The sequence below is a fragment of the Nitrospirota bacterium genome, assembly GCA_035516965.1.
GTDB lineage: Bacteria > Nitrospirota > UBA9217 > UBA9217 > UBA9217 > MHEA01.
In genome coordinates this window covers 105756-119823 of the sequence record DATIZR010000093.1, presented here as the reverse complement: position 1 = coordinate 119823, position 14068 = coordinate 105756, and the positions used below count along the sequence as shown (strand labels likewise).

The following is a 14068-nucleotide window of genomic DNA, read 5'->3' as shown; positions in this document are numbered from 1 at the left end:
CGTTCATCTCCGGCCGCAAGCGCCTCAGCCGCGCATCTTCTCTCGACAGGGTCGGCATCGGCAAGCTTCTGCAACCACGTGGTAAGTTCGTTTCGTTCGAGCATGGCAAAGTCCTCTCGAACGTACTTATCGTCATTTCCCGGGGAAATCTTTAGGTCTCCCGGCCAAAGAGGGAGAACGGGCCGTGGGTGAGCGGGCGGTCTAGCGCAGGACGGGGGCCTTCATCTGGGCTTTGAGCCTGATCAGGGCCTGGTTATGAATCTGGCATACGCGGCCTTCGCTGAGGTTCATCACTTTGCCGATTTCCTTGAGTGTCAGCTCCTCCCAGTAGTACAGCGACAGGATCAGCTTTTCCTTTTCCGGAAGCTGCCCGATGAACTGGGCGAGCGCCTCGCGGGCGCTGTTCTCCTCCAGATGTTCGAGCGGCGTCTTCATCGTCTTGTCGGGAATGCATTCGGTCACGTCCATGTCGCCGTCTTCCCCGGCACGGTCACGGAAGTCCTCGAAGCTGAACACGACGGCGTTGCTCGCGCTCTGGAGCGTCCGGTAGTACTCGTCGAGGGTCATCTTGAGGCTCTGCGCCACCTCCTCCTCGTCCGGCGGACGCCCCAGCTCCAGCTCCAGCCGGCGATGGGCCCTCTTGATCTGGCCGATCTTGTCCTTCAGCGAGCGGGGGACCCAGTCGTTCGACCTGAGCTCGTCGAGCATGGCGCCCTTGATCCGGTATTCCACGAAGGTGTTCAGTTTCACGCGTCCCTCGGTGTACCGCTGGAGCGCGTCGAGCAGCCCCATGACGCCGACGCTGATCAGGTCCTGCACGGACAGCTGCGGCGGAAGCCGGTGCATAAGCCGGTAGGCCGTGTATTTGATGAACGGCATCGAGTCATTGATGATCCGTTCTTTTTCCTGCTCGCTCAATTCCGTGGCGTAGTCCGGCATGGCGCACCTCACTCTATGGGTTTAAATTCACTAAAAAGGCAACGTTCACATTGCAGAATCTCATGGTCATACCAAAAAGCACTGCCGAACTGACTAACGGCGTACGTGGTTCTCTGACGTCCTGTCTCCGCTCTGCCCTGTCATGTGTCCTCGCGCGACGGGCCCTTCCGGGAATAGCGCCTCCGCTTCTTATCGCGTCGTATCCGCGGTTGACAGCAGGTTGCCGATAAAGAACTGGAGCGTTCCCTTCACGCGGTCGGAGCGGTCCAGGAATTTTTTCGCGATCTCCGTGATCCGCCGGGAGATGTCGTTCCGGGGATAGAGGTCCAGGAACGGCTTCTGCGCGCGGACCGACGCAGGGACGGCCTCGTCGTAGGGAAGAAAGCCGAGATAATCCAGCGAGATGTTCAAGAACCTCTCCGCGGCAAGGGAAAGGCGCCGGAAGACCTCAACGGCCTCGTCGGCGCTCCCCGCCTGGTTCACCAGGACGAGGAACTCCTTCTCCTGGTACCGGGTGTGCAGGACCTTGATCAGGGCGTAGGCGTCGGTGATGGCGGTCGGCTCCGGCGATGTGACGATGACGAGATCCTGGGCCGCGATGCAGAAGAAGGCGACGTTCTCCGAGATCCCGGCGGCCGTGTCGATGAGGAGCACATCGATGTCGCTCTCATAGGCATCGAAGGCCTCGAGGATCTTCAGGCGCTGGAATTCGTCGAGAGCCGTCAGTTCCTGGACACCGGAGCCTGCCGGCAGGATCTTGACCCCGTGCGGGCCCTCCACCACGATGTCCTTAAGCGCCATCTCCCCGCTCAGCATGTGCTGCATGGTGTACTTCGGCGCCAGGTGAAGCAGGACGTCGATGTTGGAGAGGCCCAGGTCCGCGTCGACGATCATGACGCTCTTGCCGAGCTTCCGCAGCGCAATGGCGAGATTCGCGGCGACGTTCGTCTTTCCCACGCCGCCCTTGCCGCTGGCCACGGCGATGGTCTTCACGTATCGCTTCTTTTCCTGCTCGTTCGACATTGCGAACTCCTTCACGTACATCGTCGGGTAAACGGCTCAAACGAACTTCACACGCTGCATTCCTTCTTCACGATGAGGCCGGCCAGCCTGCCCACCGTGGCGTACTCGATGTCGCCCGGGACCCGCTGGCCGGTCGTCAAGTAGGCAACGGGCTTCTGGTACGTCAGGATCAGGTTGTACAGGGACCCGAACCGCACGGCCTCGTCCACCTTGGTGAAGGCGATGTAGTCGATCGGCAGCCGCGAATAGGAGCGGTACGCCTCGATCATGCACTCGTCGTCGCCGTTGGCGTTCATGAGCAGGTGGGTCTCGAGGGGAATGTCCGAAGCACAGAGCTCGGACAGCGCCCTGATGTACGACTCGTCCCGGGGGTTCCGGCCCGTCGTGTCGATGAACACCACGTCGCGGCTCTCGCTGAACTTGATCAGATTGCTGCGGAACTCTGCCGTGGTGGTGGCCGTAGCCAGGGGGATGCCGATGATGCGCGAGTAGATGCGGGCCTGTTCGGCCGCCCCGATCCGGTACGTGTCGAGATTGATGACGGCAGCCTTTTTCCCCGCCTTCACGGCCTGGGCCGCGAGCTTGGCGATCGTCGTGGTCTTGCCCACGCCGGTCGGTCCGATGAGCATGACCGCCTTCCTCATGAGGGGAGAGCGCTTCACCCGGATGTCCGCCGAAAGGTAGAGCGGTATCTCGCTGAGGTCCGTCGTCTTGTCGGACAGCCGCAGGGCGTACTCCTGGCGAACGGACCGCTCGGTGAGGAAGTTCACCACCGCCCGCTTCGCGGCGGGGAGCGACATCTCGTACCCGCTGTTCTTCATGCCCTCGAGCATGGTCTTGAGGCCGCTCAGCTCCGCCTTCAGTTCTTCAACGCCGGCGCCTGAGGGCGCGGCTGACGGACGGGATGGCTGAAGGGAGTCCGGAGCGGGAAGGTCGGAGCTGTCCGCCTGCGGTTTGCTCCGCACTCCGAACTGCGAACCCCGGACTGACGGCGCCTCGGCAGCGTCAAAGTCGATCGCCGCCGTGACCTCGACATGGGGCCGCAGGCCCTTCTTCTCCTCCGACGAGAGGATGATCGCGTCCTCGCTCAGCTCCTTGCGGACCTGCGCCAGCGCCAAGGCAAAGGTCTTCGCGGTGAATTTCTTAATCTTCATATTTCAGCACTCCCGTCGTATAGAGTCGCGCCGTGGGGGCGAGTTCCGCGTTGGACAGGACCACGATGGCCGGCAGGAACCGCTCCACGATCTTCCGCAGGAACCGGCGGGCCTGGGTCGAACAGAGAATGATGGGCTGCATCCCGCGCATCCGGTCGCCCGCCATGGCGGTCTCGATGGTCCGCATCAGCTTGGTGACGACGTCCGGGTTGATCGCGCCGCCGGCCTCCATGGCCTGGATCAGGGCCCGTTCGAACCGCGGGTCCAGCGTGAGCACGTGCACGCCGCCGTCGGAGAGGGTGTACTGCTTCGTGATGTACCGGGCGAGCGACTGGCGCACGAACTCGGTGAGCACCTCGGCGTCCTTCGTGGACGCGGCGTAGTCGAGGAGGGTCTCGAGGATGGTGATCAGATCGTTGATCGGCACGCGCTCCTTGAGAAGGTTCTGGAGCACGCGCTGAAGTCCGCCGAGGGTGAGGTTCGACGGGATGAGCTCGTCGACAAGCTTGGGGTAGTTCTTGGAGACGCTGTCGAGCAGGCTCTGGACCTCGTTCCGGGTGAGCAGCTCCCAGGCATGGGACTTGATGACCTCGGTCAGGTGGGTCACGATGGCCGTCGCGGTGTTGACCACCATGTAGCCCCGGGTCTGCGCCTGCTCCACATCGCGCTCCTGGATCCAGAAGGCGGGCATGCCGAAGGCCGGCTCCTTGGTCGGGACGCCCTCGATGCGCTGCGCGCCGCCCGACGGGACGGCAAGGTGATGGCCGATCATGACTTCGCTGCGGGCTACCTCGATGCCCCGGATCATGAGCGTGTACTCGTGGGGACGGAGCTGCAGGTTGTCCTTGATGTGGATCGACGGCACGACGAAGCCGAGGTCCGACGCGAGCTGACGGCGCATGGCCTTGATCTTGTTCAGCAGCTCCGGCCTGCCGGCGTCCACGAGCGGGATGAGCCCGTAGCCGATCTCGAAGGTGAGCGGTTCGAGCTCGATGAAGGTCTCGATTGCCGGCTCCTGGGGAGGAGCCGCCTCGGCCTTCTGGAGCTCCTCCTTCTTTTCCTCCGCCGCGGTCTGGGCCAGGGCATAGGCGAGCCCGCCCGAGGCCGCCGAGAGCAGGAAGAAGGGGACGTGCGGCAGCCCGGGTACCATGCCCAGGAAGGCCATGATGCCGCCTGCCGTGAGCATCACCTTGGGATTGATGAAGAGCTGCCGCGTGATGTCCTTTCCGATATCGGATTCGGTCCCCGCCCGGCTGACGACTATGCCGGCCGCGGTGGACACCAGCAGCGCCGGGATCTGGGCCACGAGGCCGTCGCCGATGGTCAGGATGGTGTAGGTCTTCGCAGCCTCCGCCATCGGCATGCCCTTCTGGAGCGTCCCGATGGTGAACCCGCCGATGATGTTGATGAACGTGATCAGCACGCCGGCAATGGCGTCTCCGCGCACGAACTTGCTGGCGCCGTCCATGGCGCCGTAGAAGTCAGCCTCCTGCGCGACCAGCTGCCGCCGCTTCCGCGCCGTGGCCTCGTCGATGAGGCCGGCGTTCAGGTCCGCGTCGACGGCCATCTGTTTTCCCGGCATGGCGTCCAGTGCGAAGCGCGCGGCGACCTCGGCGATCCTGCCGGAACCCTTGGTGATGACGACGAAATTGATGATGACGAGAATGATGAAGACGATGAACCCCACGGCGAAATTTCCGCCCACCACGAAGTTCCCGAAGGACTTGATCACCTGGCCCGCCGCGTCGACCCCTTCGTTCCCCTTGAGCAGGACGAGCCGCGTCGAGGCGATGTTGAGCGACAGCCGGTAGAGCGTGGTCATCAGCAGGATCGACGGGAACGCGGACAGGTCCAGGGGCCTTTTGATGGTCACGGCCGAGACGAGGATCACGACCGCGAGCGAGATCGAGAAGGAGAGCAGGATGTCGAGAACAAAGGCCGGGACCGGAAGGATCATCACGCCCAGGATCGACACGACGCTCACCGAAACGATCACGTCGCCGCGCTGCTGTAAGGTTGCTATGAAGGCCATCGTTCAAACCTCAAGGGAAGTCCGGCACTGACGGACGCGGATGACAGCGCAGGAAGAGCCGTGATGATGCACCACAGCGTCATGCGGTCCGGGTTCTTATTGCCGCTCATGCCGCGGCGCCCCGCAGCTTATAGATGTACGCCAGGATCTTCGCGACCGCCCGGTACAGCTCCGCCGGGATCGCCGCATCGAGCTTTAACTTCACGAGGGCGCGCGCCAGCGGCTTGTCCTCGACCAGGGGGATGCGGTGGCTGCGGGCGATCTCCTTGATCTTCTGCGCCACGAACCCCTTGCCCTTGGCCACGACCCGCGGGGCCTCGCTCTCTTCCTTCCGGTAGGACAGCGCGACCGCGATGTGGGTCGGGTTCGTGATCACCACGGTGGCCTTGGGAACGGCCTCCATCATCCTGCGGCGGGCCATGTCCTTCTGCAGCGCCTTGATCTTCGCCTTGATGAGCGGGTCGCCCTCGGATTCGCGGAACTCCTCGCGGATCTCATCCTTGGTCATGCGCAGGGACCGCTCGAGCTTCCACCATTCGTAGGCATAGTCGGCCCCGGCCAGCACGAAGAACGTCCCGAACATGTAGAGGACCGCCTTGCCGACCAGGGCGCCGGCAAGTCTCTGAATATCGCCGATCTCCAGGGCCGAGGCCACGGGAAGGGCCAGGAGGACCTTTTTCATGACGAGATAGAAGATCGTCACGCCGAGCACGAACTTGAGGAGGCTCTTCAGAAAGCCCGGGAGGGCGGTGATCGAGAAGAGGTTCTTGAACCCCTTGAGCGGGTTGATCCGTTCAAGGTCGAAGCTCAGCGGCTTGACCAGGAACCCGCCCTGGGCAAGGCTCGACAGCAGGGCGGCGGCCACTGCGGCCGCGAAAAAGGGGGCCAGGATCCACATCATCTCGAGGGAGGCCGACCGGATGACCGCGAGGGAGTCGCGCCCGTACCGCAGGCCGAGCAGCCTGCCGGTCAGGCCGGCCAGGTTCCTCATGAAAGAGGTCCCGGCCAGGTAGAACACGGACAGGATGCCGCCCAGGGACGCCATGCCGACGAGTTCGCGGCTCCGCGCAATGCGGCCCTCTTCGCGCGCTTTCTGGCGCCGCCGGGGTGTTGCCTGTTCTGTCCTGTCTTCGCTCTCTGTTTCAGCCATGGTAAAATCCGTAAGGGGCCGGCGCCAGGGGAAAGGGGAGAAGGGATTTCCGCCCTTCCGTCCCGCCCTTCACGGCCTTTCAGCCTTTCATCATCACGACAACACGGCTCAGCTCATCCTTAAGGCCGTTGAAATACCCGCCCATCACCAGCACGAACACGGGGATGCTGATCAGCATCACCAGAAACCCGACGAAGAGGTGGACCGGATACCCCACGAAGAAGATGTTGATCTGCGGCGCGGCCTTGTAGATGAAGCCCATGAGCAGGTTCGCGATGAACATGGCGATGATCACCGGTGCGCTGATCTTGAGCGCGATGACGAAGAGCTTCGTCGCGAAGGAAACGCCGGCCGCGGCAAGCGCCCCCGCGCTGGCCGCGCCCGCCGGAAGCCACTCATAGCTCCTGACGAACACGGCGATGAGATCATGGTGGATGTCCATGGCCAGGAACAGGAGCATCGTGATGATGCCGTAGAGCTGCGAGATCTCCGTGGACTGGCCGATCTCGGGATTGAACAGGGTCGCCATGGACAGGCCGGTCGCGTTGCTCATGACCTGGCCCGCCATGTCCACGGAGAAGAAGATGAAGCGCGCGGCAAGGCCGAAGACCATGCCGAACATGACCTCCCGGGCCACGACCGCGGGGATCTCCGCCCGGGCGACCTGGAACGGGATTACCGGCGCCAGGACGAGGGCGATGGCCACGGCCAGGCCGATCCGGAACTGAGGCGGAAAGCTCTGGCTGCCGAAGACGGGCATCAGCATGAGGACGATGCCCGCCCGCAGGAGGATGAAGAGGAAGTTGGGTATATATTGGCTTATATCCATATTCATGCAGACCACTGGCGGCTTCGCCGCACACGGTTACAATCTTCTTTTCATCCGGGAATCAAGGGCTCTCTGCGTGTCCGCAAAGCGGCCCCGTGGTTCCTCTTTTTTCACCGGATATACGCCGGTATGTTCGTTATCAAATTCGTCGTGAAGGTCATCAGCGTCTGAGCGATCCACGGGAAGAACAGGAACAGGCAGACGAATACGGCGATGATCTTCGGCACGAAGGTGAGCGTGAATTCCTGGATCTGCGTCACGGCCTGGAACAGGCTGATGACGAGCCCGACCACGAGGCTCACGAGCAGCACCGGGCTCGACACGATGAGGATCGTCTTGAACACTTCGCCGGACAGTTCTTTTACCATGTCTATCGTCATTGAAAGCTCCTTACCAGCGATCCCACCACGAGGTTCCACCCGTCCACCAGCACGAAGAGCAGCAGCTTGAACGGCAGGGACACGAGGACCGGCGGCAGCATCATCATACCCATGGAGAGCAGGACGCTCGAGACCACGACGTCGATGATCAGGAAGGGCAGGTAGATGAGAAAGCCGATCTCGAAGGCCGTTTTGAGCTCGCTGATCGCGAAGGCCGGCACCACGATCCGGAGGGGCAGCTCGTCCGGCGTGGCCGGGACCGGTGTCTTCGCTATGTTCAGGAACAGGGCAATGTCCTTCTGGCGCGTCTGGCGCAGCATGAACCCCTTGATCGGCGGCGACGCGACCGCCAGCGCCTGCTGCATCGTAATCTTCTTGTCCAGGTAGGGCCCGATGGCGTCCTTCGTGATCACGTCCACGACCGGCGACATGATGAAGAACGTGAGGAACACGGCCAGGCCGATGATGACCATGTTCGGCGGGATCTGCTGGCCTCCGATCGCCTGGCGGAGGAAGGAGAGCACCACCACGATCCTCGTGAAGGAGGTGAACATCACCAGCATCGCCGGGAGGAACGACAGGAAGCTGATGATCAGAAAAACCTCTATAACGGGATCATTTAACTGCATAGAGCATGTCCTTCATCGCTTTCAGCCGCTTGAGCTTCGCGCTGATGTCCGCGACCGTCGCCTTTTCCGCGGCGGCCTGCGCGGGCCGCGGCTCCCCCTGCTCCTCCTGCGACTCATCAAGGGACTTGAGGAGCTTGAGGTCCGTTGCCGTCACGCCGACGAGCAGCACTTCCCTGCCGATCCGGACCGCGGCGATCCCCTTCTTCGGCCCCAGGGACTGGTATCCCAGCATCTTCATCAGGCCATCCTTATCCTGTTTCTTTTTCATCGCCACGCCCAGCAGGGCGATCAGTCCGACCACGATGGCAAGGGCGATTCCCATCTGAAAATAGAGGTCCGTCATTTGAGCTGCCGAATCCTTTCCGTGGGGCTGATGATGTCCGTCAGCCGCACCCCGAACTTTTCATTGACCACCACGACCTCGCCCCGGGCGATTAGCCTGTTGTTCACCAGGATCTCCATGGGCTCGCCCGCGAGCTTTTCGAGCTCGACCACCGAGCCCTGGCCGAGCTGCAGGAGGTCCTTGATCAGCATCCGGGACCTGCCCAGCTCGACGGTCACCTCGAGGGGGACGTCAAGAAGGAAGTCCATGTCCCGGGAGGCCCCCGGGGCCCTGTCGGCCTTCAGTTCCTCGAATCCCGCTCCCTGTGCCGTTCCGTTCTGAACGTTGCTCTGTGGTTGTGTCATGTGCCGCTCCTTTGCTGAATGTGGAATTAGAGATGAGGAATGAATGCCTGACCGCCGTCCTTGTTCATTCCTAATTCCTCATTTCGTCAAAATCTTATTGATACGTATGGCCTGCGTGCCCCGGCTGAAGCCGGGCTGTCCCGCGAATTTCGGGATGTCCTGCACCTTGATGGTGAGGTTGTCGCTCGTGCACCGGTTCAGTGTCAGCACATCGCCCACCTTGAGGCTCATGAGGTCGCCGAACAGGACGTTGACCTGGCCCATCTCGGCGGAGATTTCGACCGGCGAGCCCATGAGGATATTCTTGAGTCGCTCCACCCATCGCTGGTCCAGCTCGAGCTTGTCGCCCTGGATGCCCGAATAGAGCTTCTCCTTCACCGGCTCGATCATGGAGTAGGGAACGCAGAAGAAGAGCTTGCCGGTGAAATCCTCGACTTCGATGTGGACCTCGACCTTGATAACGATCTCGCTGGGCGTCACGATCGTCACGAACTGGGGGTTCATCTCGGAGCCGACATGCTCCGGTGTGATCGTCTCGATGCCGGCCCAGGCCATGGACAGGTCGTTGAGCGCCATGGCGATGACCTTCCGGATCACGCCCTGCTCGATGGACGTGAAGGCCCTGCCCTCGGACTTGACGTGCCGCGCCGTTGCGCCGCCGAAGAAGAACTCCACGAAGGCGAATACGAGGGGCGCCTCCACGACCAGCAGGGAGTATCCCTTGAGCGGCTCCATCTTGAAAATATTGATGCTCGAGGGGAAGGGGATGGTCTTCATGAATTCGCCGAACTTGATGATCTGCAGGTTGTGGATGCTCACGTCCACGAACTTCATCATCAGGCCGGAGACCGTGTTCCGGAAGAACCGGGCGAACCGCTCGTTCGCCATCTCGAGCCCCGGCATCCTGCCCCGCACGATGCGCTCCTGGCTCGTCAGGTCGTAGGGCCTGATGCCGGACATGATCTTCTGCTTGGCCGTCTCGGTGTCGATGTCTCCCGACCGGACGCCCTTCAGCAATGCATCAACTTCGTCTTGTGAGAGGATGTCGCTCATTGCATTACAAACTCCGTAAAGTAGAGGTTCTTGAAGATGTCTTTCCCCATGGACTGGTTCGCCCGGAGCAGGAGCTCGTCCTTCAGCTGGAATTTTCCTTCCGGGCTCGACAGGGATTCGGCCGACTTGCTGCTCACCAGCGTGATGATCGCGTCGCGGAGCTGGGGGGTCTTTTCCGCCATGAGCTGCTGGTTGGACGGATCGGCGATCTCGAACTGCATTGTCACCTTGAGGAACCGCCCCTGTTCGGCAAGATTGAGAACAAAGGCGTCCAGCGCGATGAGCACGCTCTTTACCTCTTTTTTCTCCTCCTTTTTCGCTTCCTGATGACCCTTGCCGCTGAAGAGCAGCACATACGCTGCGACGCCGCCGGCGAGCGCGATCACCAGGATGCCGATGACGAGGAACAGGCTTTTGTTGCTTTTCTGTGCTCGAGTTTCCTTTTCATCATCAGGCTGCACATCTTCTTTTTCTTCGGCCATGACACGACCTCCTTCATGATCATCTGGCTTATACAAATAGCATGCCCGAGCCAACGCATTGAAAAAACGGAAGACCGATCTTTGAGGCCCGTCAAAGGAATGACTTTCTGGAGAGCCAGCTCGCATTCCCCTGTCGAAGAACCTTCAAGCGAGCTGCCGGTTTGTCAGCGCACTCAGCACGTGTCAATCAGTTGACAGGAGGGCGAATATTTGTTATGTTAAGCGCGTATGCATAGAGTTCTTGTCATAGAAGACGATGAAACCGTCCAGGATGTTCTCCGGTCTTTTTTGATCGCAAAGGGATTCGAGGTTACGATTGCGAAGACCGGCGAGGCAGGCCTGGACCAGCTGCGCGCCGAGAAGTTCGATCTCGTTCTGACCGACCTCGTCATGCCCGGCATCACGGGCATGGATGTGCTGAAGGAAGTCTCCGCATCGAAGCTGAGCGCTCCCGTTATCGTCATGACGGCCTACGGAACGGTCCAAACCGCGGTCGAGGCTATGAGGATCGGTGCGTTCGACTACGTCACGAAACCCTTCAACCTCGAAGAGCTCATGATCGTGATCGACAAGGCGCTCTCCCTATCGAAGCTGCAAAAAGAGAACGTGATGCTCAAGATGCAGCTCAAGAAGAAGTACAATTTCAAGGGCCTCATCGGCGACGCGCCCCTCATGCAGGCCGTGTACGAGATGATCGAGAAGATCGCAGACACGGACAGCACGGTCCTCATCACAGGCGAGAGCGGGACCGGTAAGGAACTGATCGCCAAAACGATCCACTACAACAACATCAGCAGGGCGGGGGGCCCCTTCGTCCCGCTCAATTGCGCAGCCATCCCCAAGGATTTGCTCGAATCCGAGCTCTTCGGCCACGAAAAAGGAGCGTTCACCGGGGCCATCAACACCCGGATCGGCCGGTTCGAGCTTGCCCAGGGAGGCACGCTCTTCCTCGACGAGGTCGGCGAGCTGGATCCCGCGCTCCAGGTAAAACTGCTCCGTGTGCTGCAGGAGCGGGAGTTCGAGCGGGTGGGCGGGATCAAGACGATCAAAGTGGATGTGCGCATCCTTGCCGCCACGAACAAGGACCTGGAAAAAGCCACCAAGGAAGGCACGTTCCGGGAGGACCTGTATTACCGCCTGAATGTCATTCCGCTCCATCTTCCCCCGCTCAGGAGCAGGGTAGAGGACATCTCCCTCCTGATCGCTCACTTCGTACAGGAGTTCTCGAAGAAAAGGAAGCGCGAACCCTTCACCTTCTCGCCGGAGGCGCTGGAATGCCTGATGAAGTACCGCTGGCCGGGCAATGTGCGCGAACTGGAGAACCTCATTGAGCGCCTCACGATCCTGGTGAGCGGCAAGATCGTTCGGGTAGCAGACCTTCCGGAAAAGCTGCATCAGATGGCCCTGCCTCATCTGGACAAGGCAGAGCGTCCAGCGCCGGGCCTGCAGGATGCGACTGCCGGGGCGACGGCCCGTCCCGCCGGGATCGAGATCGGCGACGAGGGCGTTGATCTGAACCGCATGGTCGGCGACGTGGAGCGGAGCCTGATCATGCAGGCCCTTCAGAGGACCGGCGGCGTCCGGAGCAAGGCGGCCCAGCTGCTCGGCCTCAACCGGACCACGCTTCTGGAAAAGATGAAAAAGATGGGCATCGATATGCAGAAGAAGTAATCTGAAGTGACCGATGTCGAAGCATCAAGGTTTTACGGGATGCTGCCACCGGGAATGGGAGACAGTTTGCTCCCTGGTTTTCGATTTGACATTTGAATCAGCTTGAATCCTCGCCCGCCAATCCTTCGTCAACGTCATTAATCTGACGGCAATTCTTCCGTTACAGTCATTAAAGTTCAGATACTTACCAACGGGCATGCTTGTTGCTAATATCAGCGGGCATGAGGTCCTTCATGCACGCACTTGCCCTGTCGCTGATTTTGCTTAACCCGGTGCCGGCACTGCCGGCTGACAGGAACGCGCTCCCCTCCCCGATGGAGAGGGCTCGGGACCTGGTCAAGGAGAACAAACCTGATCAGGCTCTCGCAGTCCTCTCCTCTTACCCTCCCGATCCCGAGGAGCGATCCCTTTATCATGCCCTGTACGCGCGAACGCTGGTGCAGGCGGAGCGGGTCTACGAGTCGATCGAGCATTACCGCATGGCCTATATTTATTCGACCTCGCAGGCCGATAAGGAGCAGCTCCTTCTGGAGCGCGCCGAGACATACTCCCGCCTGGGCTACGATACGGAGGCTGCCGTTTGCCTCGATGTTTTGCTCAAGACGTTTCCGAAATCCTCCCTCACCGAGCAGGCAGAGCTGGGCATCGCGGAGGCGCGCTACCGGCTCGGCGAATACCGTGAGTCCCTCGCCCATTTCGAGAAGTCCGGCACATCACTGCGGGCGAGCTATGGCAAGGCCGGCGCTCTCCAGAGGCTCGGCCGCAGCGCGGAGGCCCATGAGATCTACCAGCGGCTCCTCAAGGAGGACCCGAACATCCTGAACTCCCCCGGCGAGACGCTGTACAACATGGCAGAGAGTTTCCGCCAGTCGGGGAACCTCAATGATTCGCGGATCTATTTCAATGCCGTCAAGGACGACGCCTTCAAATACAAGGCATCCCTGGGCCTGGGCATGATCGCGATGGACGAGCGGTCATACGATAGGGCTGCAGAACAGTTCCGTGCCGCGTCGGTATCGCCCGAGCGGACCATCAGGCGGGAGGCGATTCTGCTGCAGGCGGAGGCCTTCACCAAACTCGGAAGCTATAAGGAGGCCGAGGCCGCGCTCCAGGGGATTCGGAAAAACTATCCCTACGGCAGCGCCTACGACAGGGCGGCGCTGCTGCTCGCCCGCTTGTACCGGGAACAGGGCCGGTACGAGGATTCCCTGCGGCTCCTGAAGGAACTCATCTACCGGAGAACTCCGTCGGGAGCCGCCCTAGACGAGCTCGAGACGATCCTGCTCGAGGCCGCAGGCGGGAAGTCGGCCGATATGGTCAAACTCTGGAGCATCGGCGGCCGCTGGCTCCTCGAGCCCACGCGGTCGCCGACACTGGTCAGGATCGCGAGGGGGCTGCGTCACACCGGCAAGCCTTTCATCGATGTGTGCACGTGGCTGATCAGATACGGCCCCGGCGACGCGAAAACCCAGGCGCGCCTGCTGCTCGCCGATTTCTATGCCGGCCTGGGCGACACGGCGACAGCCTCCAGCTACCTGGCGCGCGCCCGGGTCAAAGGGCACAGCGATGAAGCGGTCCGTGTCAGGGCGCGGATCGATCTGGCGAACCGAAAACCGGCGTCCGCCGCGGAAGGGCTCATGACCCTCCGGGAGGCCGGGCAGGATGACCTTCTGCTGCTCCTGGATGCAGTCAGACTGGCGGACCCGAAGCGCGTCCGAAGCGCCGTCGATTACTGCGACCGGCAGTTCAAAAAGTCGCCGGGCACGCTCCCCGTGTATATCCGGCTTGCGGACCTGCTCGTCGAAGCGGGGCAGCGGAAGGAAGCGGTCCGCTACTACAAGGAGGCTCTCGATCAGAAGAGCGTTCCCGGTAGCGGTCAGCGCAGCGACCGGGAATGGGCACACTACCGCATTGCGGAACTCTCGGGGGGCGCGGAGCGGGCCGAATCGCTGAAGTCCCTCCGGACGTCCACGGGAGCCGTCGGTCGCTTCGCCGAGGCGGAGCTCAGGAGCGCGGCGCTGCGCAGGAAGGTCGAGTGA

At 61.5% G+C, this 14068-nt stretch carries 13 protein-coding genes and 1 pseudogene; 2 read left to right on the top strand and 12 right to left on the bottom strand.

From position 1 onward, the window contains the following. Positions 1–201 precede the first annotated feature (201 nt). From VL197_14455 to VL197_14400, 12 genes and pseudogenes are all read right to left on the bottom strand, one after another. Complete coding sequence (locus tag VL197_14455) at positions 202–939, bottom strand: FliA/WhiG family RNA polymerase sigma factor (GenBank protein ID HUJ19181.1); 738 nt, start codon at positions 937–939, stop codon at positions 202–204. 189 nt (positions 940–1128) lie between these two features. Beyond that, the gene (locus tag VL197_14450; protein HUJ19180.1) at positions 1129–1962 is read right to left on the bottom strand and encodes a MinD/ParA family protein; all 834 of its coding nucleotides are present in this window, start codon (positions 1960–1962) and stop codon (positions 1129–1131) included. A 47-nt stretch (positions 1963–2009) separates the two neighbouring features. Beyond that, positions 2010–3116, bottom strand: coding sequence for a flagellar biosynthesis protein FlhF (gene flhF / locus VL197_14445; GenBank protein HUJ19179.1), 1107 nt, complete (start codon positions 3114–3116; stop codon positions 2010–2012). After that, positions 3106–5148, bottom strand: a complete 2043-nt coding sequence (gene flhA, locus VL197_14440) for a flagellar biosynthesis protein FlhA (protein ID HUJ19178.1) — start codon at positions 5146–5148, stop codon at positions 3106–3108. Before flhA ends, flhF begins: the two co-directional genes overlap by 11 nt. 106 nt (positions 5149–5254) lie before the next feature. Next, the gene (locus VL197_14435) at positions 5255–6298 is read right to left on the bottom strand and encodes an EscU/YscU/HrcU family type III secretion system export apparatus switch protein (GenBank protein ID HUJ19177.1); all 1044 of its coding nucleotides are present in this window, start codon (positions 6296–6298) and stop codon (positions 5255–5257) included. Between the two features lie 79 nt (positions 6299–6377). Then, a complete protein-coding gene (fliR, locus tag VL197_14430; protein HUJ19176.1) occupies positions 6378–7133 on the bottom strand; it encodes a flagellar biosynthetic protein FliR in 756 nt (251 codons plus the stop codon). 104 nt (positions 7134–7237) lie between these two features. Beyond that, entirely contained in the window at positions 7238–7507 is a 270-nt protein-coding gene (gene fliQ, locus VL197_14425) for a flagellar biosynthesis protein FliQ (protein HUJ19175.1), read from the bottom strand. Continuing rightward, on the bottom strand, positions 7504–8136 hold the full coding sequence (fliP, locus tag VL197_14420; protein ID HUJ19174.1) for a flagellar type III secretion system pore protein FliP: 633 nt from the start codon (positions 8134–8136) through the stop codon (positions 7504–7506). The genes fliQ and fliP overlap by 4 nt, the downstream gene beginning before the upstream one ends. Further along, complete coding sequence (locus VL197_14415; protein HUJ19173.1) at positions 8123–8479, bottom strand: flagellar biosynthetic protein FliO; 357 nt, start codon at positions 8477–8479, stop codon at positions 8123–8125. Before VL197_14415 ends, fliP begins: the two co-directional genes overlap by 14 nt. After that, positions 8476–8733: pseudogene (fliN, locus tag VL197_14410) on the bottom strand (flagellar motor switch protein FliN). Before fliN ends, VL197_14415 begins: the two are co-directional and overlap by 4 nt. Positions 8734–8901: 168 nt before the next feature. Then, positions 8902–9876, bottom strand: coding sequence for a flagellar motor switch protein FliM (gene fliM / locus VL197_14405; GenBank protein ID HUJ19172.1), 975 nt, complete (start codon positions 9874–9876; stop codon positions 8902–8904). After that, a complete protein-coding gene (locus tag VL197_14400) occupies positions 9873–10358 on the bottom strand; it encodes a flagellar basal body-associated FliL family protein (protein HUJ19171.1) in 486 nt (161 codons plus the stop codon). Before VL197_14400 ends, fliM begins: the two co-directional genes overlap by 4 nt. A 228-nt stretch (positions 10359–10586) precedes the next feature. Here VL197_14400 and VL197_14395 point away from each other — a divergent pair, with 228 nt between their 5' ends. Further along, the gene (locus VL197_14395) at positions 10587–12029 is read left to right on the top strand and encodes a sigma-54 dependent transcriptional regulator (GenBank protein HUJ19170.1); all 1443 of its coding nucleotides are present in this window, start codon (positions 10587–10589) and stop codon (positions 12027–12029) included. Between the two features lie 233 nt (positions 12030–12262). Continuing rightward, positions 12263–14068 (top strand): tetratricopeptide repeat protein, encoded by a 1806-nt coding sequence (locus VL197_14390; protein HUJ19169.1) that lies wholly within the window; start codon positions 12263–12265, stop codon positions 14066–14068.

What these genes read in the sequence shown, in the direction of transcription:
- VL197_14455 (HUJ19181.1), bottom strand. Translation starts at nt 939, where the DNA reads ATGCCGGACTACGCCACGGAATTGAGCGAGCAGGAAAAAGAACGGATC.
- VL197_14390 (HUJ19169.1), top strand. Translation starts at nt 12,263, where the DNA reads ATGCACGCACTTGCCCTGTCGCTGATTTTGCTTAACCCGGTGCCGGCA.
- flhF (HUJ19179.1), bottom strand. Translation starts at nt 3,116, where the DNA reads ATGAAGATTAAGAAATTCACCGCGAAGACCTTTGCCTTGGCGCTGGCG.
- fliQ (HUJ19175.1), bottom strand. Translation starts at nt 7,507, where the DNA reads ATGACGATAGACATGGTAAAAGAACTGTCCGGCGAAGTGTTCAAGACG.
- flhA (HUJ19178.1), bottom strand. Translation starts at nt 5,148, where the DNA reads ATGGCCTTCATAGCAACCTTACAGCAGCGCGGCGACGTGATCGTTTCG.
- VL197_14395 (HUJ19170.1), top strand. Translation starts at nt 10,587, where the DNA reads ATGCATAGAGTTCTTGTCATAGAAGACGATGAAACCGTCCAGGATGTT.
- fliR (HUJ19176.1), bottom strand. Translation starts at nt 7,133, where the DNA reads ATGAATATGGATATAAGCCAATATATACCCAACTTCCTCTTCATCCTC.
- fliM (HUJ19172.1), bottom strand. Translation starts at nt 9,876, where the DNA reads ATGAGCGACATCCTCTCACAAGACGAAGTTGATGCATTGCTGAAGGGC.
- fliP (HUJ19174.1), bottom strand. Translation starts at nt 8,136, where the DNA reads ATGCAGTTAAATGATCCCGTTATAGAGGTTTTTCTGATCATCAGCTTC.
- VL197_14435 (HUJ19177.1), bottom strand. Translation starts at nt 6,298, where the DNA reads ATGGCTGAAACAGAGAGCGAAGACAGGACAGAACAGGCAACACCCCGG.
- VL197_14450 (HUJ19180.1), bottom strand. Translation starts at nt 1,962, where the DNA reads ATGTCGAACGAGCAGGAAAAGAAGCGATACGTGAAGACCATCGCCGTG.
- VL197_14415 (HUJ19173.1), bottom strand. Translation starts at nt 8,479, where the DNA reads ATGACGGACCTCTATTTTCAGATGGGAATCGCCCTTGCCATCGTGGTC.
- VL197_14400 (HUJ19171.1), bottom strand. Translation starts at nt 10,358, where the DNA reads ATGGCCGAAGAAAAAGAAGATGTGCAGCCTGATGATGAAAAGGAAACT.